The sequence below is a fragment of the Conexibacter sp. SYSU D00693 genome, assembly GCF_017084525.1.
Taxonomy (GTDB): Bacteria; Actinomycetota; Thermoleophilia; order Solirubrobacterales; family Solirubrobacteraceae; genus Baekduia.
In genome coordinates, this window is the sequence record NZ_CP070950.1 from 1,691,730 (window position 1) to 1,714,443 (window position 22,714).

The 22,714-nt window shown below is 72.8% G+C and carries 26 protein-coding genes; 4 read left to right on the plus strand and 22 right to left on the minus strand.

Features of this window, described 5'->3' with window-relative positions; all coding sequences use genetic code 11:
- Positions 1-88 precede the first annotated feature (88 nt).
- Entirely contained in the window at positions 89-331 is a 243-nt protein-coding gene (locus tag JUB12_RS08465) for a hypothetical protein (protein ID WP_205699181.1), read from the plus strand.
- On the opposite strand, the gene atpC is transcribed toward JUB12_RS08465, so the two are convergent.
- The 10 genes from atpC to JUB12_RS08515 form a co-directional block, all read right to left on the minus strand.
- The gene (gene atpC, locus JUB12_RS08470; RefSeq protein ID WP_205699182.1) at positions 328-744 is read right to left on the minus strand and encodes an ATP synthase F1 subunit epsilon; all 417 of its coding nucleotides are present in this window, start codon (positions 742-744) and stop codon (positions 328-330) included. The genes JUB12_RS08465 and atpC overlap by 4 nt on opposite strands.
- 3 nt (positions 745-747) lie before the next feature.
- On the minus strand, positions 748-2,172 hold the full coding sequence (gene atpD / locus JUB12_RS08475; protein ID WP_205699183.1) for a F0F1 ATP synthase subunit beta: 1,425 nt from the start codon (positions 2,170-2,172) through the stop codon (positions 748-750).
- A 33-nt stretch (positions 2,173-2,205) separates the two neighbouring features.
- Positions 2,206-3,114: an ATP synthase F1 subunit gamma gene (atpG, locus tag JUB12_RS08480; RefSeq protein WP_205699184.1), complete on the minus strand. Its 909-nt coding sequence runs from the start codon at positions 3,112-3,114 to the stop codon at positions 2,206-2,208.
- Positions 3,115-3,152: 38 nt separating this feature from the next.
- Positions 3,153-4,775, minus strand: a complete 1,623-nt coding sequence (gene atpA / locus JUB12_RS08485; protein ID WP_205699185.1) for a F0F1 ATP synthase subunit alpha — start codon at positions 4,773-4,775, stop codon at positions 3,153-3,155.
- A gap of 53 nt (positions 4,776-4,828) precedes the next feature.
- Positions 4,829-5,362: an ATP synthase F1 subunit delta gene (gene atpH, locus JUB12_RS08490; RefSeq protein WP_205699186.1), complete on the minus strand. Its 534-nt coding sequence runs from the start codon at positions 5,360-5,362 to the stop codon at positions 4,829-4,831.
- 31 nt (positions 5,363-5,393) lie between these two features.
- Complete coding sequence (gene atpF, locus JUB12_RS08495) at positions 5,394-5,966, minus strand: F0F1 ATP synthase subunit B (protein WP_205699187.1); 573 nt, start codon at positions 5,964-5,966, stop codon at positions 5,394-5,396.
- Positions 5,967-5,972: 6 nt separating this feature from the next.
- On the minus strand, positions 5,973-6,254 hold the full coding sequence (atpE, locus tag JUB12_RS08500; protein WP_205699034.1) for an ATP synthase F0 subunit C: 282 nt from the start codon (positions 6,252-6,254) through the stop codon (positions 5,973-5,975).
- A gap of 22 nt (positions 6,255-6,276) precedes the next feature.
- On the minus strand, positions 6,277-7,170 hold the full coding sequence (gene atpB, locus JUB12_RS08505; protein WP_205699188.1) for a F0F1 ATP synthase subunit A: 894 nt from the start codon (positions 7,168-7,170) through the stop codon (positions 6,277-6,279).
- Positions 7,167-7,568: a hypothetical protein gene (locus tag JUB12_RS08510; protein WP_205699189.1), complete on the minus strand. Its 402-nt coding sequence runs from the start codon at positions 7,566-7,568 to the stop codon at positions 7,167-7,169. Before JUB12_RS08510 ends, atpB begins: the two co-directional genes overlap by 4 nt.
- Positions 7,569-8,038: 470 nt before the next feature.
- Entirely contained in the window at positions 8,039-8,509 is a 471-nt protein-coding gene (locus JUB12_RS08515; protein ID WP_205699190.1) for a hypothetical protein, read from the minus strand.
- An 81-nt stretch (positions 8,510-8,590) separates the two neighbouring features.
- On the opposite strand from JUB12_RS08515, the gene JUB12_RS08520 reads away from it, so the two are divergent.
- A complete protein-coding gene (locus JUB12_RS08520; RefSeq protein WP_205699191.1) occupies positions 8,591-10,396 on the plus strand; it encodes a potassium/proton antiporter in 1,806 nt (601 codons plus the stop codon).
- A gap of 429 nt (positions 10,397-10,825) precedes the next feature.
- On the opposite strand, the gene JUB12_RS08525 is transcribed toward JUB12_RS08520, so the two are convergent.
- From JUB12_RS08525 to JUB12_RS08545, 5 genes are all read right to left on the minus strand, one after another.
- Positions 10,826-11,323, minus strand: a complete 498-nt coding sequence (locus JUB12_RS08525; protein WP_205699192.1) for a metallophosphoesterase — start codon at positions 11,321-11,323, stop codon at positions 10,826-10,828.
- 3 nt (positions 11,324-11,326) lie between these two features.
- Positions 11,327-12,289, minus strand: coding sequence for a hypothetical protein (locus JUB12_RS08530; RefSeq protein WP_205699193.1), 963 nt, complete (start codon positions 12,287-12,289; stop codon positions 11,327-11,329).
- The gene (locus JUB12_RS08535; protein WP_205699194.1) at positions 12,286-12,672 is read right to left on the minus strand and encodes a cupin domain-containing protein; all 387 of its coding nucleotides are present in this window, start codon (positions 12,670-12,672) and stop codon (positions 12,286-12,288) included. Before JUB12_RS08535 ends, JUB12_RS08530 begins: the two co-directional genes overlap by 4 nt.
- Before the next feature lie 37 nt (positions 12,673-12,709).
- Positions 12,710-13,609: a hypothetical protein gene (locus JUB12_RS08540; RefSeq protein WP_205699195.1), complete on the minus strand. Its 900-nt coding sequence runs from the start codon at positions 13,607-13,609 to the stop codon at positions 12,710-12,712.
- A gap of 128 nt (positions 13,610-13,737) precedes the next feature.
- Positions 13,738-14,655 (minus strand): ribonucleotide-diphosphate reductase subunit beta, encoded by a 918-nt coding sequence (locus JUB12_RS08545; RefSeq protein WP_205699196.1) that lies wholly within the window; start codon positions 14,653-14,655, stop codon positions 13,738-13,740.
- Between the two features lie 91 nt (positions 14,656-14,746).
- Between JUB12_RS08545 and JUB12_RS08550 the strand changes: the two genes are divergently transcribed.
- Positions 14,747-15,379 (plus strand): TetR/AcrR family transcriptional regulator, encoded by a 633-nt coding sequence (locus tag JUB12_RS08550; protein ID WP_205699197.1) that lies wholly within the window; start codon positions 14,747-14,749, stop codon positions 15,377-15,379.
- Between the two features lie 7 nt (positions 15,380-15,386).
- Here the strand turns inward: JUB12_RS08550 and JUB12_RS08555 are convergent, their stop codons facing one another.
- Entirely contained in the window at positions 15,387-16,592 is a 1,206-nt protein-coding gene (locus tag JUB12_RS08555; RefSeq protein ID WP_205699198.1) for a glycosyltransferase family 4 protein, read from the minus strand.
- A 3-nt stretch (positions 16,593-16,595) separates the two neighbouring features.
- On the opposite strand from JUB12_RS08555, the gene JUB12_RS08560 reads away from it, so the two are divergent.
- Positions 16,596-17,681: a glycosyltransferase gene (locus JUB12_RS08560; protein WP_371822324.1), complete on the plus strand. Its 1,086-nt coding sequence runs from the start codon at positions 16,596-16,598 to the stop codon at positions 17,679-17,681.
- A gap of 40 nt (positions 17,682-17,721) precedes the next feature.
- On the opposite strand, the gene glyA is transcribed toward JUB12_RS08560, so the two are convergent.
- The 6 genes from glyA to JUB12_RS08590 all read right to left on the minus strand — a co-directional run bounded on the left by glyA (position 17,722) and on the right by JUB12_RS08590 (position 22,686).
- Complete coding sequence (glyA, locus tag JUB12_RS08565; RefSeq protein WP_205699200.1) at positions 17,722-19,011, minus strand: serine hydroxymethyltransferase; 1,290 nt, start codon at positions 19,009-19,011, stop codon at positions 17,722-17,724.
- A 37-nt stretch (positions 19,012-19,048) separates the two neighbouring features.
- On the minus strand, positions 19,049-19,678 hold the full coding sequence (locus tag JUB12_RS08570) for an L-threonylcarbamoyladenylate synthase (RefSeq protein WP_205699201.1): 630 nt from the start codon (positions 19,676-19,678) through the stop codon (positions 19,049-19,051).
- The gene (gene prmC, locus JUB12_RS08575; RefSeq protein ID WP_205699202.1) at positions 19,669-20,502 is read right to left on the minus strand and encodes a peptide chain release factor N(5)-glutamine methyltransferase; all 834 of its coding nucleotides are present in this window, start codon (positions 20,500-20,502) and stop codon (positions 19,669-19,671) included. The genes JUB12_RS08570 and prmC overlap by 10 nt, the downstream gene beginning before the upstream one ends.
- 1 nt (position 20,503) lies before the next feature.
- Positions 20,504-21,559, minus strand: coding sequence for a peptide chain release factor 1 (gene prfA / locus JUB12_RS08580; protein ID WP_205699203.1), 1,056 nt, complete (start codon positions 21,557-21,559; stop codon positions 20,504-20,506).
- Between the two features lie 63 nt (positions 21,560-21,622).
- Positions 21,623-21,832, minus strand: coding sequence for a 50S ribosomal protein L31 (gene rpmE, locus JUB12_RS08585; RefSeq protein WP_205699204.1), 210 nt, complete (start codon positions 21,830-21,832; stop codon positions 21,623-21,625).
- A 44-nt stretch (positions 21,833-21,876) separates the two neighbouring features.
- On the minus strand, positions 21,877-22,686 hold the full coding sequence (locus tag JUB12_RS08590; protein ID WP_205699205.1) for a hypothetical protein: 810 nt from the start codon (positions 22,684-22,686) through the stop codon (positions 21,877-21,879).
- Between the last annotated feature and the right edge of the window lie 28 nt (positions 22,687-22,714).

A 22,714-nucleotide genomic window follows, 5' to 3' on the forward strand; every position in this document is an offset into this window, starting at 1 on the left:
GGCACCCGTCCGCGCGGAGTTGGCGCGTAGACGCTCACCATCGTCCACGGAAGCGCAAGTTCCGGGGCAAGGCGTCGTTGAGGCCACCATGCGCAAGCTCAGCGAGTGCCAGGCGTGCGGGGCGCCCTTCGTGGTGCCGGTCGAGCTGCTCGACATCGTCGACGAGGGCCTCTACCTCGTCGCCCTGCACTGCACCAGCTGCGACGACCTCGCCGTGGACGAGCTCGAGGACGCCGAGCTCGAGGCCCTCGACCACCACCTGGCCGAGACCACCGAGCAGATGCGCCTCGAGGCCGACGGGCTCGCCGCCGGCCTCGACGTGCGGATCTAGGCCTCGCCGCCGGCGAGGCGCAGGAAGGTCTCCCAGCGACGCTTGTCGCGGGCGGCGACCTTCGCCGCCTCGGAGCCCTCCTCGCAGCGCGACAGCTCCTCCTCGGCGCGGCGGAGCTTGTCCTGCAGGTCGGACCGGTCGAGCTTCGACGGGTCCTGGGCCTCCTCGACGAGGAGCAGCACGCCCTTGTCGGAGACCTGGACGTAGCCCTCGCCCTGGGCGAGGGACACGACGTCGCTGTCGGACTTGTAGAGCCGCAGCTCGCCGGGCTCGAGCAAGCCGAGCAGCGGCTGGTGGCCGGCCAGGAACGAGATCGAGCCGGTCACCGTGCGGGTGGAGACCTGCTCGACCTCGTCCTTGAAGACCTCCCCCTCGGGGGTCAGGACCTCGGCCGTGAACGTCGTGTGCGCCACGCGCTACGAGCTCTTCTTCGCGGCCTCGACGACCTGGTCGATCGAGCCCTTGAGGAGGAAGGCGGACTCCGGCAGGTCGTCGTGCTGGCCGTCCAGGATCTCCTTGAAGGAGCGGACGGTCTCGGCGACCGGCACGTACTCGCCCGGGGTGCCCGTGAACTGCTCGGCGACGTGGAACGGCTGCGACAGGAAGCGCTCGATGCGCCGGGCGCGGCCGACGGCCAGCTTGTCCTCGTCGGAGAGCTCGTCGATGCCGAGGATCGCGATGATGTCCTGGAGCTCGCGGTAGCGCTGCAGGACGCCCTTGACCGCGTTGGCGACCTCGTAGTGCTCGCGCCCGAGGATGTCGGGCTTGAGGATCGTCGAGGTCGAGTCGAGCGGGTCGACGGCCGGGTAGATGCCCTTCTCCGAGATGGAGCGCGAGAGCACGGTGGTCGCGTTGAGGTGGGCGAACACCGACGCCGGGGCCGGGTCGGTGAGGTCGTCGGCCGGGACGTAGATCGCCTGCACCGAGGTGACCGAGCCCTGGCGCGTCGAGGTGATGCGCTCCTGCAGCTGGCCCATCTCGGACTCCAGCGTCGGCTGGTAGCCGACCTGCGAGGGCATGCGGCCCAGGAGCGCCGAGACCTCGGAGCCGGCCTGGACGAAGCGGAAGATGTTGTCGATGAAGAGCAGCACGTCCTGGCCGCCCTGCTCGCGGAAGTACTCCGCCATCGTCAGGCCGGACAGCGCGACGCGCATGCGCGCGCCGGGCGGCTCGTTCATCTGGCCGAAGACGAGCATCGTCTTGTCGATGACGCCCGACTCGGTCATCTCGACCCAGAGGTCGTTGCCCTCGCGGGAGCGCTCGCCCACGCCGCAGAAGGCCGACAGGCCGCCGTGCTCCTTGGCGAGGTTGTGGATGAGCTCCTGGATGAGGACGGTCTTGCCGACGCCGGCGCCGCCGAACAGGCCGACCTTGCCGCCCTTGGCGTAGGGCGCGAGGAGGTCGATGACCTTGATGCCCGTCTCGAACATCTCGGTCGTCGGGGTCAGGTTCTCGACGGTCGGCGCCGAGCGGTGGATCGGCCAGCGCTCCTTGACCTCGACCGGCTCGCCCTCGTCGATGAGGTCGCCGAGGACGTTGAAGATGCGCCCGAGGGTGATCTCGCCGACCGGGACGGTGATCGGCCCGCCGGTGTCGCGCACCTCCTGGCCGCGGGCGATGCCGTCGGTGGAGTCCATCGCGACGCACCGCACGCGGTCGTCGCCGAGGTGCTGCTGGACCTCGAGGACGAGCGGCTCGTCGCCCTCGCGGTCGACCTCCAGGGCCGAGTAGATCTCGGGGAGCTCGTCGGGGAAGACGGCCTCGATGACGACGCCCTGGATCTCCTCGATCCGGCCGGTGTTCGAGCCCGTCTGGGTGGTGTTCTCGGCAGTGGCAGCCATGGTGGTTCCTGTGTTCGAGAGGGGTTGGGCGGGCTAGCTGAGCGCCTCGGCGCCGCCGACGACTTCCATGATCTCCTGCGTGATCTCCGCCTGGCGCGCGCGGTTCATCTCGAGCGTCAGGTCGCTGATCACGTCACCGGCGTTCTCCGACGCGCTGCGCATGGCGGTCATGCGGGCGCCGTGCTCGGAGGCGGTGGACTCCAGCATCGCGCGGAAGATCGAGATCTCCACGTAGTCCGGCACGAGCCGCTGGAGGATGTCCACCGGGTCGGGCTCGTACTCGACGAGGGCGTGGTGGCCCGAGTCGCCCTCGGAGCCCTCGCGGTCGCGCTCGTTGCCCTCGAGGATCGTCGCCTGCTGCAGCGGCAGCAGCGTCTCGCGCCGCACCTCCTGCACCAGCGGCGACACGTAGCCGTTGTAGAGGATCTCGACGCGGTCGACCTCGCCGTCGACGTAGGCGGCCATGAGCGCCTCGGCGACCTCGCGCGCGTTGGCGTAGGACGGCCGGTCGGTGAACCCGACGTAGCTGCCCTTGGGCTCACGGCCGCGGAACGTCAGCGACGACACGCCGCGGCGCCCCGTCGCGAAGTACTCGACCTGCTTGCCCTCGCCGACGAACTCGTCCGCGGCGCGGATGCCGGCGCGGATGATCTGCGAGTTGAACGCGCCGGCCAGGCCGCGGTCCGCGGTGACCATGAGGATCGCGACGGTCGACTCGGAGTCGCGCGAGGCGAGGATCGGCAGCTTGGACAGCTCACCGCTGCCGGCCGCCTCCGCCGCCTGGCGGGTCATGCGCCGGATGGCGCCCGCGTAGGGCCGCAGCGCCTCGATGCGCTGCTCGGCCCGGCGCAGGCGCGCCGCCGCGACCATCTCCATCGCGCGCGTGATCTTGCGGATGTTCTGGACGGACGAGATCCGGTTCTTGATGTCGCGCTGGGACAAGCGTGCTCCTCGTCAGCGAGTGGGCGTTGGCCGCGGCGCTAGGCCGCGGCGCCGGCCGTCTCGGACTCCTCGGACTCCGCGGACTCCTCGGAGGACTGCTCGGACCGCGCGCCCGGCTCGTCGTCGCCGCTGGGCAGGCCCTCCTCGTCGAGGTCGTGGCCGAAGTCGTCGGCGAAGTCGCCCACGAGCTTCTTGACCGCGTCCTGCGTGCCGTCGGACCAGTCGCCGCCGGCGATCGACTTCAGGAGGTCGGCGCCCTCGCTGTGGGCGCGCTGGGTCAGGCCCTCGAGGAACTCCTCGACGCGGTCGACGGAGATGCGGTCGAGGTAGCCGTTGGTCGCGGCGTAGACCTGGATGACCTGGTCCTCGACGGCCAGCGGCTCGCGCTCGTTCTGGTTGAGCGTCTTGACCAGGCGCTCACCGCGGGCCAGCGTGCGCTGGGTGTCGGCGTCGAGGTCGGAGCCGAACTGGGCGAACGCCTCGAGCTCGCGGAACTGCGAGAGCTCCAGGCGCAGGCGGCCCGCGACCTTCTTCATCGGGGAGATCTGCGCCGAGCCGCCCACGCGCGACACCGAGATGCCGACGTTGATCGCCGGGCGCACGCCCGAGTTGAAGAGCTTGGGCTCGAGGAAGATCTGCCCGTCGGTGATCGAGATGACGTTCGTCGGGATGTAGGCCGACACGTCGCCGGCCTGCGTCTCGATGATCGGCAGCGCCGTCATCGACCCGCCGCCGAGCTGGTCGTTGAGCTTGACCGCGCGCTCGAGCAGGCGGCTGTGGAGGTAGAAGACGTCGCCCGGGTACGCCTCGCGGCCCGGCGGGCGGCGCAGCAGCAGCGACATCTGCCGGTACGCGTAGGCGTGCTTGGTGAGGTCGTCGTAGAACGCGACCGCGTGCCCGCCCTTGTAGAGGAAGTACTCCGCCATGGCGGCGCCCGCGTACGGGGCCAGGAACTTGATCGGCGCCGCCTCGTCGGCCGGGGCCGCGACGATGATCGTCTTGTCCAGGGCGCCGTTCTCGGCGAGCGTCTCGGCCAGGCCGACGACGGTGGACATGCGCTGGCCGATCGCCACGTAGACGAAGACCAGGTCGGAGTCCTTGTTGTTGATGATCGTGTCGATGCAGATCGCGGTCTTGCCGGTCTGGCGGTCGCCGATCACGAGCTCGCGCTGGCCGCGGCCGATCGGGATCATCGAGTCGATCGCCTTGAGGCCCGTCTGCATCGGCTCGGAGACCGACTGACGCGCGACGACGCCCGGGGCCTTGAACTCGGCCGGGCGGGTCTCCTCCGTGGCGATGTCGCCCTTGCCGTCGAGCGGGATGCCCAGCGGCGAGACGATGCGGCCGAGCATCTGCTCACCGACGGGGATCTCGAGCAGGCGGCCGGTGCGCTTGACCGTGTCGCCCTCGACGATCTTCTCCCACGGGCCGAAGAGCACGGCGCCGACGTTGTCGGACTCGAGGTTCAGCGCGAGGCCCGTCACGTCGTGCGGGAGCTCGAGCATCTCGAACGACATGCAGTTCTCGAGGCCGTGGATGCGGGCGATGCCGTCCGCGACGGACAGCACGGTGCCGACCTCGGTCAGCTCGGCCTGCCCCTGGTCGAGCCCCTCGATGCGGGACTTGAGGATGGAGGTGATCTCGTCGGGGTTGATCTGCATCAGAAGAGGGGTCCTTGGTCGTGGCGGGGGTGCGGACGGGGCGTGCTTCCAGCCTAGGCGGCCTTGGCCACGTTCCTGCGGAGGTTGTCGAGGCGGTTGCGGATCGAGGCGTCGAGGACCTGGTTGCCGACCTGGAGGACCAGGCCGCCGAGGACGTCGCCGTCGACCTTCGTGGTGAGCTCGACCTTGCGGCCGGTCTGCTCGCCGATGCGATCGCCGATGGAGCGGACGGTCGCCTCGTCGAGCTCGATGGCGCTGGTGATCTGCACCGGCAGCAGGCGGTTCTCCTCCTCCCACAGGGAGTCGAAGACGCGCCGGATGCGGTGTACGACCGGCATGCGGTGCTTCTCCACGAGCAGCTCGAGGAAGTTGCGCACCGTGTCGTCGGCCCCCTCGACGACCCGGCTCAGCCCGTCCTTCTTCTCCTCGGTGGAGAAGTAGGGCGAGAAGAAGAACACCGACAGCTCGCGGTTCTGGTCGAGGGCCTCGCTGAGCTGGCCGAGCTGCTCGCGGACGAGGTCGAGCTTGTCCTGGGACTTGGCGACCTCGAACAGCGAGCGGGCGTAGACCTGGGCGATCTCTTCCATGGGGGCGTCCTGTCGGCTCTGCGGTGGGTGGCTAGTTCTTGGAGAGGGACGAGAAGTCGAGCTCGCTCAGCGCCTCCTCCACGAGGCGGCGCTGGTCGTCCTCGGTCAGCGTCTTGCGCGTGACCTTCTCGGTGGCGGCCACCGTGAGGTCGGCGACCTCACGGCGGATCTCCTGGATGGCGCGACGGGTCTCGGCCTCGATGTCGCGGCGGGTCTGCTCCATGAGCTCCTCCCGCTGGACCTTGGCCTTCTCCTGGCTCTCGCGCTGGTGCTCCTCGCCGGCGCGCCGGGCGCGCGCGACGATGTCCTCGGCCTGCGTCCGGGCCTCCTTGAGGCGCTCGCGGTACTCCTCGAGCAGGTCGGCGGACTCCTTCTTGGTCCGCTCCGCGGCGTCGATGGACTCCTCGATCGCGCGCTGGCGCTTGTCGAGCGCCTCGGCGATCTTCGGCCACGCCAGCCGGGAGAGCAGGACCATCGCGATGCCGAAGACGAGCAGCGTCCAGAGCATGAGCCCGACGCCGGGCTCGACCAGGAAGCTGCCGCCCTCCTCCTCGCCCTCGGCGGTGGCCGCGAGCGGGATCAGCGTGGTCAGGGACGTGAGCATCGCGGCCTAGAGGAAGAAGGCGAGCAGGCCGGCCACGAGGCCGTAGAACACGCACGCCTCGGTGAGCGCGAAGCCCAGCCACTGGATGCCGGTGATCTCGTCGCGCATCTCCGGCTGGCGGGTCACCGACTCGATGACCTTGCCGAAGATGTAGCCGATGCCGACGCCGGCGCCCGCGGCGCCCAGGCCGCCGCCCAGACCCAGCGCGATCGCCTTGCCCGCGTCGCCGCCGGCGGCCTCGAGCTCAGCGCCCGCCTGGGCGATCGTGGTGATGACGGAGAGGTCCATGTGGGGTTGGCTCCTTGGTGACCTAGTGGGACTCGGCGACCGCGCCGCCGAGGTAGATGGCAGTCAGGGTGGCGAAGATGAACGCCTGCAGCGTCGCGACGAGGCCCACCTCGAAGAGGAAGAGCACGACGCCCATCGGGAACGTGAGGATGCCGATGGCGGCGCTGCCGAGCAGGACGGCCAGCGCGCCGCCCATGAAGAGGATGATCAGGTGGCCCGCGAGGATGTTCGCGAACAGTCGCACGGAGAGCGACATGAGCCGCATGATGTTCGAGAAGAGCTCGAGGAAGAACAGCGGGCCCTTGAGCGGGCCGGGCACGCCCGCGGGGATGAGCGACTTCATGTAGCCGATGAAGCCCTTGGCGCGGATGCCCTCGACGTTGTAGGCGACCCACACGACCAGGGCGAGCACCAGCGGGACGCTGAGGTTCGCGGTGGCGGCGTAGAGCGCGAAGGCCGGCACGTCGAGCCCGAAGATGTCGACCTTGTGCTCGGTGTTCGTCGGCAGCGGCAGGTAGCCGATGAGGTTCGAGAACCAGATGAAGAGGAAGATCGTCGCGATGAACGGGAACCACTTCCGGGCCATCTTCGGGTCCTCGAGGTTGCCGTTCGTGATGTTCTCGCGCATCAGCCCGTAGAGCATCTCGACGACGGTCTGCACCCGGTTGGGGCGCGCCTGCATGCGGTTGGCGACGTAGAGCATCGTCGCGACGGTCAGCACGCCGGCGGCGACGATGTAGAGGACCGCCTTGTTGATCGAGAAGATCCCCAGGTCGATCCAGTCGTCGAGCTTGAACTCGTTCTGGGGCTGGAACGCCTCGTTCTCGCCGCTGGAGCCGAAGATGAGGACGAAGGCGACGACCAGGGCGAAGTACAGGCCCAGGCCAAGGAACACCTTGCTGCGGGTGCTGCTCATGCGGTGGTGGAGCCTCTGCTCTCGAAGGACTTCAGGACGAGGGTCATGCCGAGGTGGACCGAGAAGGCGGCGAGGACGACGACGGCGGCGGTGGCACCGTCCTCGCGCTCGGCGGCCAGCCCGACGGCCAGGATCGTAAGCGCAACGAGCCAGCCGCGTCCGACGATGCCCGCCACCTGGAGGCCGACGGTGCTGCGGAGGTCCGTCTGCGCACGCGCGCGGCGGTCGATCACGCCCTGCGCGACGCGCTGCAGCGTCCACAGCACGGCCCCGACCACGTAGCCCAGGACGGGCAGGCCCGCGACGAGCACGAAGGGGGCGGCGAGCAGCACGAGGACGACGTCGAGCCACCGGACGACGAGCATCCCGGGGTCCTCGGCGGGGGACGCAGCCGTCACGCGCGCGGGCACCCGGCGGCACCGCGGCGCCGCCGCACCAGGTGAGCGGGACGACGCCCCGCCGGCGCACCGCGACGGCGGCGCTGCGCGGCGCGCGCGGTGCAGCGCGCGCGGCGGTGCCGCGGCCCGGCGCCACGGGCGCGGGAGGCGTCGTCGGGACGCACGGGTCCCTCCTGGGCCCCCGCGTCGTCGCGGGTCGGGTCGTCGTCGGGGTGCTCGAGGTGGGGCATGAGGACAGGGACCGTCCCTGGACGCGCGAGCGCCCGCGGGCAGACGCGGGCGACGGCGGTGCAGAGCCGGGGACAGGCGGCTCCGCGGGGCGGCGGCGCGCAGCTTAGTAGGTCCTTCGACTTTGTAACAACTTCGTGACAGTCGCCGCGAGCGGTCGGACACCCGCTGGGCGGCGATGACGTGGCAGCCGCCGCGAGCGGCGGCGACTGCCACGTCGCGCACGGACCTCCGTGCGCGTTCTAGGAGGTGCGCGCGGAGGGGTTCGAGATGAGCCAGCGGCCGCCGGACTGGCTGAGCTCGAGGCGGTCCTCGCCGCTCGGTGCGACCTTCTTGTCCTGGCTCACGACGGCGGTGGCCTTGCCGTCGTCGGCGACCTTCACGTCGCTGAGCTTCGACTGGGCGATGAGCTGGCGCGAAGCGGCCGGCGTCGCCTTGAGCAGGCCGTTGAGCGTGTCGATGCACGACGCGCCGCCGGCCTTCTGGGCCTCGGGCGTCAGCTGGTCGCACGCGCCCTGGGCGTCGCCGCGCCCGAGCGCGTCGTACCAGGCGTTCACCGTCTGCTCGACGCCCTGGCGCTCACTGGCGTTCGCGGCGCGGCCCGACGGCTCGTCGTCGCCCCCGTCGTCTCCCCCGCAGCCGGCGATCGCCGCACAGGCCGCGACGGCGGCCGTGCCGGCCAGCAGCCGCGCACCTCTCCCATGACCGATCATGGCGCGAGGTCCTACCAGATGCGCGCCGCGTCGCGCGCCCGCACAGGGTGACCCGCGCTCGGCATGAGAAGCTGAGGGTGGATGGAGCAGGGCGAGCTGATCCTCGTCGCCGGGCTGCTGCTGGCGGCGGGCCTCGCTGTGTCCCTGGTCGCCGACCGCGTCCGCGTGCCGTCGCTCGTCCTGTTCCTCGGCGTCGGGATGGCGCTCGGGTCCGACGGGCTCTCGCTGCTGCACTTCGACGACTACGAGCTGGCCCGCGACATCGGGATCATCGCCCTCGCGCTGATCCTGTTCGAGGGCGGTCTGACCGCGGGCTGGCACGAGGTCCGGCCCGTGCTCGCCTCGTCGACGGCGCTCGCGGTCGTCGGCACCGCGGTCTCCGCGGCCGTCACCGGCCTGGCGGCGGCGTGGCTCTTCGACCTGTCCACGCTCGAGGGGCTGCTGCTGGGCTCGATCCTCGCCTCGACCGACGGCGCGGCGATCTTCGCGATCCTGCGCCAGTCGACGCTGCGCCGCCGGCTCGCGCGCACGCTGGAGGGCGAGTCGGGCCTCAACGACCCGGTGGCCGTCGTCCTCGTCCTCGGCTTCATCGAGGTCCTGACCCACGACGAGGCCGGCGTCGCCGAGTTCCTGAAGATCGCCGCCGAGGAGCTGGCGATCGGCCTGGTCGCGGGCCTCGCCGTCGGCTGGCTGGCGGTGCGCGTCTTCCAGACCGCGCGACTGTCGAACGTCGGGCTGTACCCCGTCGCCTCGCTGGCGACGGCCGCCCTGGCCTTCGGCTCGGCCGACGCGCTGCACGGCTCGGGCTTCCTCGCGGTCTACCTCGCCGGGCTGGCGATGGGCGGCGCGCCGCTGCCCGCCCAGCAGACGATCACCGCCTTCCACCAGGGCATGGCGTGGGTCGGCCAGCTCGTCATGTTCTTCGCGCTCGGGCTGCTCGTGTTCCCGTCGCAGCTCGGCGACGTCGCGGTGCGCGGGACGCTGCTCGCGCTCATCCTCGTGTTCGTCGCGCGGCCCGCGGCGGTGTGGGCCTCGACCGTCGGCCAGCGCTTCAGCGCGGCGGAGAAGGCGGTCCTCGGGTGGGCGGGCCTGCGCGGCGCGGTGCCCGTCGTCCTCGCCACGTTCCCGGTGATCGACGGCGTGGAGGGCTCGCTCGAGTTCTTCAACCTCGTCTTCTTCGCGGTGCTCGTCTCGACGGTCCTGCAGGGGTCGACGATCGAGCCGTTCGCCCGCCTCCTGGGCGTGACGACGGCCGAGCCCGCGCTGCCCGCCCCGCTGGCCGAGGCCGGGACGATCCGCCGGCTGGGCGCGGAGGTCCTCGACTACCCCGTCGGGCCCGACGACGCGATCGTGGGCGCCCGCGTGCGCGAGCTGGGCCTCCCGCGCGAGGCGGTCGTCACCGTCGTCGTCCGCGAGGGCCAGGCGATCCCGCCGCGCGGCTCGATGCTCATCCACGCCGGCGACCGCCTCCACATCCTCTACCGCGAGGAGTCGGCGCGCCGGATCCCGCCGCTCATGCAGCGCTGGCGCACCGGCTCGGACATGGCCGGCGGCGGTGCCCAGGTCCCCCGCCCCATCCGCCGCGGCGCCATGCCGGTCTTCTCGGTGCGCACCTGGACCACGGACGACGGCGACCCCGCCCACCCCGACGAGGTCGCGGGCACCCCCGTCCACGACACCCTGCGCGTGCGCCGCGACGCCCCGGGCTGCCTCGTCGTCCTGGGCGACGCGCGCTACGCCGTCTGCGGCCCCCTGCTCGCCATGGGCTCCCGCCGGGCGATCATGCGCTGGGCCCAGCGCCGGATGCCGGTCGCCGAGCCCGACGAGCGGGCGTGGATGCGCACGGTGATCGGCGCCCTGGCGGCGGAGGCGGCGGAGCGGCGCTGAGCTCGAGGCCATCCGTTGGCGGATCCTCCGCCTGGGGAGCGGAGAAGACGCCAATCGATGCTCGGACCGCCCACGAAGGACGCGGCCGCCGACGGCTCCCCTCCCTCACTGCCGAACAGCCGACGCCGCGTCCCATGACGCCGCTCGGGCGGAGCTCAGCGCCGGCGGGCCTCCAGCGACGAGACCGCCGCCGATGGCACCGAGGGAGAGGGAGGGCGGTGCCGCCACCGGGCGCGCAAGACGCTCGCGTCATCCGTTGGCGGATCCTCCGCCTGGGGAGCGGAGAATGCGCCAATCGATGGTCCAACCGCCGCGGGCAACGCGACCCTGGAGCCGCGGTCCTCACCGGCCCCGAAGTCCAGGGTCGTCGCGCCCGACGCGCGAGACCGTCCCACCTCCCCGCCCGAGCCGGCCCCGGACCGGCGGCGCTCAGTCCAGGTCGAGGAACGCGAACGCGATCGCCCCGCCGCGGACGACCGCCTCGCCCATGGTGTGGCGCGGCTGGCGGCGGCGCTCGGTCGGCGAGCCGGGGTTGAAGAGCTGGAAGGCGCCGTCCTCCGACGTCTGGTGCAGCGGGATGTGGGAGTGGCCGAAGACGACCGCGTCGCACGAGGGGAACGCGCGGCGCATGCGGGCGAGGCGGCCCTTGGCCGGCCCCGCGTCGTGGACGACGCCCAGCCGCACCCCGCCCTCGAGGTCGACCTCCACGCGCTCGGGCAGCCGGGCGCGGACCGGGGCGTCGTCGACGTTGCCGAAGACCGCCACCACCGGTGGTCCGAGGGCCTCGAGGAGCTCGAGGACCTCGACGCGCATGAGGTCGCCGGCGTGCACGACGAGGTCGGCGGCGCGCATCCGCGCGAGGGCCTCGTCGGGCAGGCGCCGCGCGCCGCGGGGCAGGTGCGTGTCGCTGACGATCGCCAGCCGCACGGACTAGCGCGACGGGTCGGTGGCCTGGCCGAGCGGGACGCCCGGGAGCGCCGGTGCGAGCCGGCGCAGCACCTTGCGCAGGACGCGGAAGGCCGCCCGCGGCTGGTCGTGCTGGTTGACGAGCCCCGAGTCCCAGGACTGGCGGCCGGGCGGCGTGTTCCAGTGGTAGAGGTACACGCGCTGGATGCGCTTGCGGTCCAGCGGGACGAGCTTGTCGAAGACCCAGCGCGTCGCCTTCGCGGCGTGCGCGGAGGACTCGTTGAGCGGCACGTTGACCTTCGTGCGGCGCTTCACGATCCCGCCCGTCTCGGTGAACCAGACCTTGCCGCGCGTCGCGCGCAGCAGCGCGCGGGTGCCCGAGGTGCGGAAGCGGTTGGCGTCGATGTAGTTGTGCAGGCCCCAGATGCCCGGGTCGAAGCCGGCCGCGCGGCGGAAGCTGCGCACCCACTTGGCCATGTTGGGCATGTCGAGCAGCTCGGAGGCCAGGACGCGGCACGAGCGGCACTCGCGGCGCATCGCCTTCCAGTAGGCGGCGACGAGCGCGGGCCGGTTGCAGGTCGGCTCGCCGCAGTGGTTGGCCTCGTTCCACGTCGCGAACGTCGTCACCCACGGGTAGCGCGCCCGGAACTTGCGGAACTGGAACTTGAAGAGCTCGGGCTTGGGCAGCGAGCGGCGGTTCGTGCGCGAGTGCCAGAACCCGACGAGCGGCTGGACGCCCGCCGCCTTCGCGCCCTGCAGCCAGGCGTCGAGCTCGCGGACCTGCCACGGGTGGTTCATCGCGTCCCACGAGACGGCGAGGCGGGCGTGGCGGATGCCCGTCTCGGCGAACAGCGGGTCGGCGAACATGTCCGGCTTCTGGTCGCCGATGCCGACGACGAGCGCCTGCGCCGGAGCGGGCGCGACGGCCGCCGAGCCGGCGGTCACGGCCGCCAGCGCGACCGCGAGGAGCACGAGCAGGCGCCTCATGCGGCCTCGTCGCCCGGCTCGGGCTCGGTCAGGACGGTGTCCTCGTGGCGGTACGCCGGGGCGCAGCAGCACAGCAGGACGAGCGGCACCTCGCCGGTGTTCCACATCTTGTGCTCGATCCCTGGCGGGATGACCGCGCAGTCGCCCGGCCGGACGTCGCGCTCCTCGTCGCCGATGCGCAGCCGCCCCGAGCCCGCGGTGAAGAAGTACAGCTCCTCGGCCTCGCGGTGGAAGTGGGCGGTGGTGGCGGCGCCGACGGGGACGGTCGCCTCGGCCAGCGACTGGTTGCGCGCCGGCGTCCAGGCCGGCCCGCACACCTCGCGGATGGTCGAGCCGTCCTTCGTCGTGAAGGGCTCGCGGTCGTCGAGGTTGGCGACGTGCACGAGCGCTCCAGCCTAGGGCGTCGCCTGGCGAGACCCGCTAGCGGCGGGCCTTGAGCCGCGCCTTGAGGACGTCGAGCGCCGGGCGGATCGAGCCGTCGGGGCCGATGAAGCCCGAGTCCCAGGACAGCGCGTCCGGGTGCGAGTTCCAGTGGTAGAGGTACACGCGCCGGATCCGCTTGCTCACCTTGGCGAGCTTGTCGAACAGGAAGGCCGTCGCCTTCGCGGCGTGCTGGGCGCCCGTGCCGGCGAACCTCACCGAGGACTTGTTGCGCCGCTCGACCACGCCGCCGGTCTCCGTCAGCCAGAACTCGCCCTTCACGGCGCGCAGGAGCTTCTTGGTCTCCTTCGTCGTGAACTGGTTGACGTCGACGTAGTTGTGCAGGCCCCAGTACTTGGGCGTGCGACCCGCCGCGCGGACGAAGTCCTGGGCCCAGCGGGCGATGTTCTTGTGGTCGACGAGGTCGACGCCGAGGATCGTGCAGGACGGGCAGGCCTTGCGCAGCGCGAGCCACTGCTTGGCGACGATCTTCGCGTTCTTGTTGATGTTCCCCTCGTTCCACGTGGAGAACTCGCGGATGAACGGCCAGCGCTTGCGGAAGCCGCGCAGCGAGCGGGCGAGCTCGGCCGGCGACGGGGTGACCGACTTGCGGCCGGGGCGGCGCGAGCGGTCGAAGGTCACGAGCGGGCTGATGCCGTCCGCCTTGGCATCGAGCAGCCACTGGTCGACGGCCGGGAGGGTGTCGGTGTCCTGCAGGACGTCGTAGGGGACGGAGATCCGCGCGTGGCGGATGCCGAGCTCCGTGAACCGCTCGTCGTGGAGGAAGTCGGTCTTCTGGTCGGCGATGCCGATCGTCACGCCCGCGTTCGCGGCGGGGGCGACGGAGAAGGCGCAGAGCAGGACGGCGGGCAGGACGAGCCCAAGGCGGAGGCGGCGCATCGACCTCATCATCGGCCATATCGCCGGCGACATGAGCGGGTCAGATCGCCTCCCGACCGCAGCCGGTCAGGGCCCCGGAAGAACGGGCGGGGAGTCCCCTCCCCGCCCGTCGAGCTCCAGCCGGCCGGCTAGGCGGGCACCGCCTCCTCGTCGGGCGCCTGGAGCGGCACGCCGATGACCTTGAGCCGGCGGGTCAGCGCGGTGAACGCGTAGCCCATGACCTCGTCACGGGTCTTGCCGAAGATCTCGTAGTTGTCCGCCGCGTCGACGCCGGGCGGGACGAGGACGCCGCTGGCGATCGGGATGAGCTCGAAGAGCCGGGCCTGGATGCGCTTGCGCAGCGCCGGGTCCTGCGCCGCCTGCTGCAGGAACCAGGTGCCGTAGGCGACGTGACGGTGCTCGTCCTGCGAGATGAGCCGGAAGCCCTCGAGGAAGCCGGGCATGATGCCGGCCTGCTCGAACTGGTCGGTGATGTTCGCCTGCCCGGTCAGGGCGAGCGTCCCCTCGATGACCATGTGGTAGGTCACGACGAAGTCGACCTTCGCCTCGCGGTCGCCCGGGTCGCGCAGCAGCCGCTGGTTGGCCTCGACGAGCTTGTCGTCGAACAGCACCTTGAAGGCGTCCGAGACGTCCTCGCGCGCGCGGTCCAAGCGCGACTCGAAGGTGCCGTCGTAGCCGATGACCTGCTCGTAGAAGCGGTTGAAGTGCTGGGCGTGGCGGGCCTCGTCGACCTGCTGGGTGCAGAGGAACGCCTCCTCGGCCTGGCTCTCGTAGGCGCCGACCAGCCCGTTGAACTGGGTCGCCACGCGCTCCTCCCCGATGAAGAACGACGACAGGCCCCAGACGATCGCGTCCTTGTCGGCGTCCGAGAGGCCGGCCCAGTCCTCCTTGTCGCGCTCGAAGGAGATCGTGTGCGACTGCCAGTTCTGGCGCTCCCACAGCTCGTAGAGCTGCTGGGGCGTCATCAGCTTGACCGAGGACAGCTTGGACTCGTCCGTGATGGTGGCGACGTCGCCCTGCTGGGTCAGGTCGAGGAGGGTGCTCATGGCGCGACGCTAGAACGCGGGTTGACACTGCGTCAAGTCGAGTTCGACACCGTGTCCGGTGGCGGCCGCGAGGCCGGGTATGCTCGCCGCGATGGCACCCGTGGAGCCCCGCGAAGGACCGCAGACCGCCAAGCGCGCGCAGGTGCAGGCCGACGTCCTGCGCGCGACGGAGACGCTGCTGGGCGAGGGCTCGACCTACGCCGACCTCAACGTCGAGCGGATCGCCACCGCCGCGGGCATCTCGCGGACGGCCTTCTACTTCTACTTCCGCGACAAGCGCGAGCTGCTGATGCGCCTGGCGGCCGACGTCTCGGGATCGCTCTACGAGCGCGCCGACCGGTGGTTCACCTCGGGCGGCGACACGGTCGGGGAGATGCGCGAAGCGCTCACCGCCATCGCCGAGCTCTACCGCGACCACGGCGCGCTCCTGCGCGCCATCGTCGAGGTCTCGACCTACGACCCGGAGATCGCGACGTACTGGCGTGGGCTGCTCGGGCGCTTCGTCGACGCGACGGCGCAGCGGATCGTCACCGAGCAGCAGGCCGGGCGGGCGGGCGAGATGGACCCCGCCGCGACGGGCTTCGCGCTCGTGTGGATGACCGAGCGCACGCTCTACCAGGAGCTCGTGCAGGGCAGCGCGGGCTCCTCGGCCGACGCGGTGGAGGCGCTGGCCGGCATCTGGCTGCGCGCCGTCTACGGGCGCGTCGAGCACCTCGAGGGCTAGCGCCCCCTCAGGGCTGCAGCCGCTGGAACTCCTCGGTCTCCCGGCGCACCGCCTCGAACTCGCCGGTCTCCATCCGCTGCTCGGCGTCCGCGTCGATCTCGTCCTGCGAGACGCCCGGCTGCTGGCGGCGCAGGCGCAGCGCGTTGAGCCGGCGGAACTTCAGGATCTCGAGGACGTAGACGAGGTAGACCGACGCCGCGAGCACCACGAGCCCGAGCGCGCCCATGACCGCCGTCCACAGCGGGTCCAGCGTCCCGCTGTCGTCGGAGTAGGGCACGAAGCGCAGCGTGATCGCGAAGACCCCGAGCATCGAGGCCCAGGCGTAGAGGTAGGCGACCGTCCGGCGCTGGCTGAAGCCGATGCGGCTGAAGCGGTGGTGGAAGTGGTTGGCGTCGGGCCGGTAGACGGGCCGGCGGTACTTCATCCGCTTGAGCACGACGAACGTCGTGTCCAGGAACGGGATCGCCAGGACCAGCAGCGGGAAGACGAGCGCGAGGACCGCCTGGGTCTTCACCGCGCCCTCGACGGCGATGCAGCCCAGCAGCAGGCCCAGGAGGTTGGACCCGCAGTCGCCCATGAAGACGCTGGCCGGGTGGAAGTTGTGGACGAGGAACCCCAGCGCGGCGCCGGCGGTGACCGCCGCGAGGATCCCGGCGTGGCCGCGGCCGAGGTCGAAGGCGATGACCGCGAACGTCGCGGCGGCGATCGCGCAGACCCCGGCGGCGAGGCCGTCGACGCCGTCGGAGAAGTTCACGACGTTCATCACGGCGACGATCCCGATGACCGTCAGCGGCCCGCCGAGCGAGCCGAAGTCCTGGGCGCCGATGAACGGCAGCGTGATGTTCTCCACCTCGACCCCGGCGTTGACCGGGATCGCGGCGGCCACGACCTGCCCGGCGAGCTTCACGCCCGGGTGCAGCTCGAAGCGGTCGTCCAGGGCGCCGACGACGGCGATGAGGACGGCGCCGAGCAGGATGCCGGTGACGCGGTCCTCCACCCGCGGCGTGGGGTCCAGCGTCAGGAGGGTCGCGACGACGACGGCCGCGAGGATCGCCAGCCCGCCGAGCAGCGGCGTGGGCGCCTCGGCGAGCCCGCGCGCCCGCGGCTGGTCCACGGCGCCGACCGAGCGCGCGAAGCGCGCGGTGACCGGCGTGAGGACCGCGGCGACGGCGAACGCGGCCAAGAACCCCCAGAAGGCGTCCAGCTCGCCCATGCGCTGCGCACCCTACGGCTCCCTGCGGCGACGGCGGCCTGCTGGCAGCCTTCACGGACGGTGCGCGTCCTCGTCGTCACGCAGATGTGGCCGGGTCCCGGCGACCCGGACCTCGGCGTCTTCGTCGCCGACCTCGTGCGCGAGCTGCGCGAGCTCGGCCACGAGGTCGACGTCGCGAGCATCGACCGGCGCGGCGGCCCGCCCACGAAGTACGCTCGGCTGACGGCCGACGCGGTTCGCCGGGCGCGCCGTGGCTCGCCCGACGTCGTCTTCGCCCACTTCCTCTTCCCCGCGGGGGCGGCGGGCGCCGCCGCGGCGGCCGCGGCCCGCGCGCCGCTCGTCGTGATGGCCCACGGTCAGGACGTGCAGAACGCGCGCGACTCCGCGCCGCTCGCGCGGGCGACCCGCGCGGTCCTGCGCCGGTGCGCGGCGCTCATCGCGAACTCCTCGTGGCTCGTCGAGCGCCTGGGCGACCTCGCGCGCGACGTGCCCGTCGAGGTCGTCGACTGCGGCGTGGACCTGCGGGTCTTCGCTCCTGCGGACGCCGCGGCGGCGCGCGGGGCGCTGGGCTGGGGCGCCGACGGCCCGGCGTTCCTCTGCGTCGGCTCGCTCATCGAGCGCAAGGGCGTCGTGGAGCTCGCCGACGCCTTCGCGCAGCTGGGTCGCGGGTCGCTGGCCTACGTCGGCGACGGCCCGCTGCGCGGCGCGCTCGAGGGCCGGCCCGGCGTGCGCGTCGTCGGCCGGGTCCCCCACGCCGAGGTGCCGCGCTGGATCGCCGCCTGCGACGTGCTCTGCCAGCCCTCGCTGCTCGAGCCCTTCGGCCAGGCCGCGCTCGAGGCGCTCGCGATGGAGCGCTCGGTCGTCGCGACGACGCAGGGCGGCCCGCCGGAGTTCGTCACGCCGCAGGCCGGCGTGCTCGTCGACCCGGGCGACGTCGCCGCCCTCGCCGCCGCCCTGGAGCAGGCGGCGGCGCTGCCCTCGCCGAACCCCGCGGCGCGCGAGGCGGCCGCGGAGCACGACGTGCGCCGCCAGGCGGCGCGGATGGCGGACGTCCTGCAGCGTGCGGTGGACGCGCGCCGCTCGCGGTGAGGGCGACGCGACACCGCCGGGACGGAACGCCGCGCGGCGGCTAGACCGCGGCCGGCTGGCCGAGCTGCTCGTACAGCGGGAACTTGTCCGCGACCGCGGTGACCCGCTCGGCGAGCTCGGCCTTCTGGCCGTCGTAGGCCGGCGTCAGGGCCTGCGCGAGGACCTGGCCGACCTCGCGGAAGTCCTCGGTCTGCAGGCCGCGGGTGGCCAGGGCCGGGGTGCCGATGCGCAGGCCGGAGGCGACCATCGGCGGGCGCGGGTCGAAGGGGACCGCGTTGCGGTTGACCGTGATGCCGATCTCGTGGAGGCGGTCCTCGGCCTGCTGGCCGTCGAGCTCAGAGTTGCGCAGGTCCGCCAGGACGAGGTGGACGTCGGTGCCGCCGGTGAGGACGTCGACGCCGTGGCCCGCGCCGAGCAGCTCCTCGGCCACCGCCTGGGCGCCGTCGATCGTGCGCTGCTGGCGCTCGCGGAAGGCCTCGGTCGAGGCGATCTTCAGCGCGACCGCCTTCGCCGCGATCGCGTGCATGAGCGGGCCGCCCTGCTGGCCCGGGAAGACCGCCGAGTTGATCTTCTTCGCGTGCTCCTCGCGGCTGAGGATGAGGCCGGAGCGGGGGCCGCCGAGGGTCTTGTGGACCGTGGTGGTGACCACGTCGGCGTGGGGCACCGGCGACGGGTGCAGCCCGGCGGCGACGAGCCCGGCGAAGTGCGCCATGTCGACCATGAAGAGCGCGCCGACCTCGTCGGCGATCGCGCGGAAGGCGGCGAAGTCGAGCTGGCGGGGGTAGGCCGACCAGCCGGCGATGATGAGCTTGGGCCTGCGCTCCTGGGCGATCGCGGCGACCTGGTCCATGTCGACCCGGCTCGTCTCACGGTCGACCTCGTAGGCCGCGACCTCGTAGAGGCGCCCCGACACGTTGAGCTTCATGCCGTGGGTCAGGTGGCCGCCGTGGGCCAGCGAGAGGCCCATGATCGTGTCGCCGGGCTGCAGCAGCGCGTGGAAGACCGCCGTGTTGGCCTGCGCGCCGGCGTGCGGCTGGACGTTGGCGTGCTCGGCCCCGAAGAGCGCCTTGGCGCGGTCGATCGCCAGCTGCTCGGCGACGTCGACGTGCTCGCAGCCCCCGTAGTAGCGCTTGCCGGGGTAGCCCTCGGCGTACTTGTTGGTCAGCACGCTGCCCTGGCAGTCGAGGACCGCCTGGGGCACGAAGTTCTCGCTGGCGATCATCTCGAGCGTCCGCCGCTGGCGGTCGAGCTCGAGCTGGAGGACCTCGGCGATCTCGGGGTCCACGTCCGCGACGGGGCGGCTGAAGAAGTCGGCAGGCAGGTCGGTCATGGCGGCCCGACCCAGGGTACCGGGCGGTGGGGTCGCGTCAGAGGACGCCCTGCAGGGCGTCACCGACGACCACCGCGCTGACCGCGCCCTCGCGCACGACCGACCACCCACCGTCGACCTCGAACCGGCGCAGGTCGACCACCGTCGACGGCGTCCCCGGCAGCTCGCCGCCGTCGAGGAGCAGGTCGGCCGCTTCGCGGATCGGTGCCGGGACGTCCTCGAGGCGGCGGGCGTCCGCGCCGCCGGAGGCGTTCGCGGAGGTCTGGAGGATGGGCCAGCGCACGCCGCCCAGCGCCTCGAGCGCCGGGGGCAGCGCCGGCACGCGCAGGCCGACGGTCGCCGGGTCGGGCCCGCAGGCCAGCGGGAAGCGCCGGGCGGGGTTGGGCAGCAGCAGCGTCAGCGCCCCGGGCAGCAGCGTCTCGACGGCCATGCGCGTGCGGGTGCCGAGCTCGGGCAGGGCCGCGAGGGCCAGCTCGAGCTGGAAGACGAGCACCGCCGACGGCTTGACCGGCGGGCGGCCCTTCATCGCGTAGATGCGGTCGACGGCCTCCTTGGCCTCGGGATCGCAGGCCAGGCCGTAGACGGTGTCGGCGGGGAAGACGGCGACGCCGCCGACGGCCATGCAGCGCTCGAGCGTCGCCGCCTCGTCGCGCGAGATCAGCGCCACGCGACCACCACCCGGTCGTGGCCGGCAAGGTCCTGCACCGCGCGCGTCCCCGCCCAGCCGGCGAAGAGCGCGCGGACGGCGTCGGACTGGCCGGCCCCGTGCTCCAGCGCCACCCAGCGGACGGGCGCGGCCTGCGCCTGCGCGGCGAAGCGCCGCAGCGCGTCGAGCCCGTCGGGCCCGCTGAACAGCGCGCCGCGCGGCTCGTGGCCGAGCTCGGGCGCGAGCGTCGCGCCCTCCTCGACGTAGGGCAGGTTGGCCACGACGTGCTCGGCGTCGACCCCGGCGAGCAGGTCGCCCACCGAGAACGTGACGCGGTCGGCGAGCCCCAGCCGCGCGGCGTTCGAGCGCGCGACGGCCAGCGCGTCCTCGGAGAGGTCGCTGGCGCTGACGACGAGGTCCGGGCGCTCGTCGGCGAGCGCGAGCGCCACGGCCCCGCTGCCGGTCCCGACGTCGTGCACCCGCGCGTGCGGTGGCAGATCCTCGAGCGCGGCCTCGACGAGGTGCTCGGTCTCCGGCCGTGGCACGAGCACGCGCTCGTCGACCTCGAGCTCCAGGCGCCGGAAGCCCTTGTGCCCCACGAGGTAGGCGACCGGGACGCGCTCGACCGCCCGCCGGCGCACCGCGTCGCGCAGCCAGCGCGCGCCGTCGCCGGCGACCTCGAGGTCCTGGGTGATCAGCGCGGCGCGGTCGACGCCGCCCAGCGCGTGGGCGACGAGCAGCTCGGCGTCGAGGCGCGGGGTGTCGAGCCCCGCCGCGCGCAGCGCGACCAGGGCGGAGTCGAGGGCCTCGCGCGCGGGTGTCCCGCGCTGCAGCCCGCGCGCCACGTCAGGAGGCGGCGCCCGCCGCCTGCTCCTCGAGCCGGCGGCGCTTCTCGTCGTCCTGGAGCGCCGACGTGAACTCACCGAGCTCGCCCTCGAGCACCTGGTCGAGGTCGTGGCGCGTGAGCTTGATGCGGTGGTCGGTGACCCGGCGCTCGCCGTAGTTGTACGTGCGGATCTTCTCCGCGCGGTCGCCCGTGCCGACCTGCGAGCGGCGCTCGGCGGCCGCCGCGGCCTGCTGCTCGGCCTGCGCGCGCTCGAAGAGCCGCGCGCGCAGCACGCGCATCGCCTTCTCGCGGTTCTGCAGCTGGCTCTTCTCGTCCTGCATCGAGACGACGGTGCCCGTCGGCTTGTGCGTGATGCGCACCGCCGAGTCGGTCGTGTTGACCGACTGGCCGCCCGGGCCCGAGGAGCGGTAGACGTCGACCTGCAGGTCGTTGGGGTCGATGTGCACGTCGACCTCCTCGGCCTCGGGCAGGACCGCCACGGTGGCCGTCGAGGTGTGGATGCGCCCCTGGGACTCGGTCGCCGGGACGCGCTGCACGCGGTGCGTGCCGCCCTCGAACTTGAAGACGCTGAACGCGCCGTCGCCTTTGACCGCGAAGGTGTGCTTGCCCTCGGAGGACTCCAGCGGCTCGGCCTTGAAGCCGCGGCGCTCGGCGTAGCGGGTGAGCATCCGGAAGAGGTCGCCCGCCCAGAGGCCGGCCTCCTCGCCGCCCGCGCCCGCCTGGACCTCGACGATGACGTCCTTGTCGTCGTTGGGGTCGGGCTCGACCATCGCGAGGCGGATCTCCTCGCCGAGCTCGTCGAGGCGCGCACGCGCGGTGCGCAGCATCTCGCGCACCTCCGGGTCCTCGCCCTCCTCGAGCAGCTCCTCGGCGCCGGCGGCGTCGTCGCTCGCGCGGCGCCACTCCTTCGCCAGGGCGGCGGCCGACTCGAGGCGGCGGTACTCGCGGCCGACCTCGGCGTAGCGCTGGCGGTCCCCGATGACCTCGGGGTCCACCATCTGGTCGCCGAGCTCGGCGAACCGCGACTCGATCTGGCTGACGAGCGACTCGATCACGGCTGTGCGGGGACGGACCTGGCCCGCGGCGGGGCCGCCGCGGGGCGGGTCACGGTCTGGGGCCTACTTCTTGCCGGCGCGGGCCTGGCGGCGCTTGAAGCGCTCCACGCGGCCACCGGTGTCGACCAGCTTCTGGCGACCGGTGTAGAACGGGTGGCACTTGGCGCACAGCTCGACCCGGATCTCCGGCTCGGTCGAGCGCGTGTAGAACTCGTTGCCGCAGGTGCACTGGACGTGCGAGCGGACGTACTCCGGGTGGATCTCGGTCTTCATGGGCGACCGTCCATGGTAGCGAAGCGCAACGGGCGGGCCGGCGGCTAGGCGAGCGGGCAGGGACGCCGCACGGCGTCGTCGCTCTCCCGGGCCTCGTCGACCGCCCCGTCGGCGTCCACGAGCACCTCGACGAGCGAGCCGGGCGCGCACGCCGGCGCCAGCGGCTTGAGCAGCTGGACGGCGCCCGCGGCGAGCGGCCCGACGACCATCGGCGGCTGCGTCTGGCCGCCCACGAGCAGGACCACCGACGCGGGCTTCGTCGTCGACGACATCCCGCTGTTGCGCACCTCGAGCGTGTAGCGGGCGCCCTCGCCCTCGCGGACGGCGCTGAGGGCGCCCAGGCGCAGGTCGGGCCGCGGGTCGGGCTCCACGCAGGTGCGCGTCGCGCGGCTGCGCGTGCGCAGGACGGTGCCGTCCGAGCGCAGCCAGCGGAAGCGCACGACCGCCCGGTAGGAGGCGGGCGCCGCGAGCTCCTCGACGCGCTTGGTCAGCACGAGGCCGGGCCGTCCGGCCCGCGAGCTCTCCCAGCCCTCCCACCCCGCGACGCCGCGCACGCGGCGGTAGGGCCCGCGCTCGCCGAGGCGCTGCAGGAGGGTGAAGCGCAGCTGGACCTTCGCCGCGCCGCGCAGCCGGGGGGCCGAGGCGCGGAAGACGGCCACGCGATCGGCCGCGAGCGGGCCGACGGTGCACTGGGCGAGCGTCGCGCGCAGCGGCACACGCGCGGTGGGCGCCGGCAGCGGGCTGGTCGGCGAGACGACCGGCGGGCTCGGCGGGGCGGCCCCGGCAGGCGCGGCCGCGCCGGGGAGCGCGAGCACACCGAGGACCAGGAGGGCGAGGGGACGGCGGTGCAGCATGGGACGTCCCAAGAACCGACGAGGGGCG

Coding starts and splice junctions, on each gene's coding strand:
- JUB12_RS08465 (WP_205699181.1), top strand. CDS start 89: ATGCGCAAGCTCAGCGAGTGCCAGGCGTGCGGGGCGCCCTTCGTGGTG.
- atpD (WP_205699183.1), bottom strand. CDS start 2,172: ATGGCTGCCACTGCCGAGAACACCACCCAGACGGGCTCGAACACCGGC.
- atpA (WP_205699185.1), bottom strand. CDS start 4,775: ATGCAGATCAACCCCGACGAGATCACCTCCATCCTCAAGTCCCGCATC.
- atpH (WP_205699186.1), bottom strand. CDS start 5,362: ATGGAAGAGATCGCCCAGGTCTACGCCCGCTCGCTGTTCGAGGTCGCC.
- atpF (WP_205699187.1), bottom strand. CDS start 5,966: ATGCTCACGTCCCTGACCACGCTGATCCCGCTCGCGGCCACCGCCGAG.
- atpE (WP_205699034.1), bottom strand. CDS start 6,254: ATGGACCTCTCCGTCATCACCACGATCGCCCAGGCGGGCGCTGAGCTC.
- atpB (WP_205699188.1), bottom strand. CDS start 7,170: ATGAGCAGCACCCGCAGCAAGGTGTTCCTTGGCCTGGGCCTGTACTTC.
- JUB12_RS08515 (WP_205699190.1), bottom strand. CDS start 8,509: ATGATCGGTCATGGGAGAGGTGCGCGGCTGCTGGCCGGCACGGCCGCC.
- JUB12_RS08520 (WP_205699191.1), top strand. CDS start 8,591: ATGGAGCAGGGCGAGCTGATCCTCGTCGCCGGGCTGCTGCTGGCGGCG.
- JUB12_RS08530 (WP_205699193.1), bottom strand. CDS start 12,289: ATGAGGCGCCTGCTCGTGCTCCTCGCGGTCGCGCTGGCGGCCGTGACC.
- JUB12_RS08540 (WP_205699195.1), bottom strand. CDS start 13,609: ATGCGCCGCCTCCGCCTTGGGCTCGTCCTGCCCGCCGTCCTGCTCTGC.
- JUB12_RS08545 (WP_205699196.1), bottom strand. CDS start 14,655: ATGAGCACCCTCCTCGACCTGACCCAGCAGGGCGACGTCGCCACCATC.
- JUB12_RS08550 (WP_205699197.1), top strand. CDS start 14,747: ATGGCACCCGTGGAGCCCCGCGAAGGACCGCAGACCGCCAAGCGCGCG.
- JUB12_RS08555 (WP_205699198.1), bottom strand. CDS start 16,592: ATGGGCGAGCTGGACGCCTTCTGGGGGTTCTTGGCCGCGTTCGCCGTC.
- glyA (WP_205699200.1), bottom strand. CDS start 19,011: ATGACCGACCTGCCTGCCGACTTCTTCAGCCGCCCCGTCGCGGACGTG.
- rpmE (WP_205699204.1), bottom strand. CDS start 21,832: ATGAAGACCGAGATCCACCCGGAGTACGTCCGCTCGCACGTCCAGTGC.
- JUB12_RS08590 (WP_205699205.1), bottom strand. CDS start 22,686: ATGCTGCACCGCCGTCCCCTCGCCCTCCTGGTCCTCGGTGTGCTCGCG.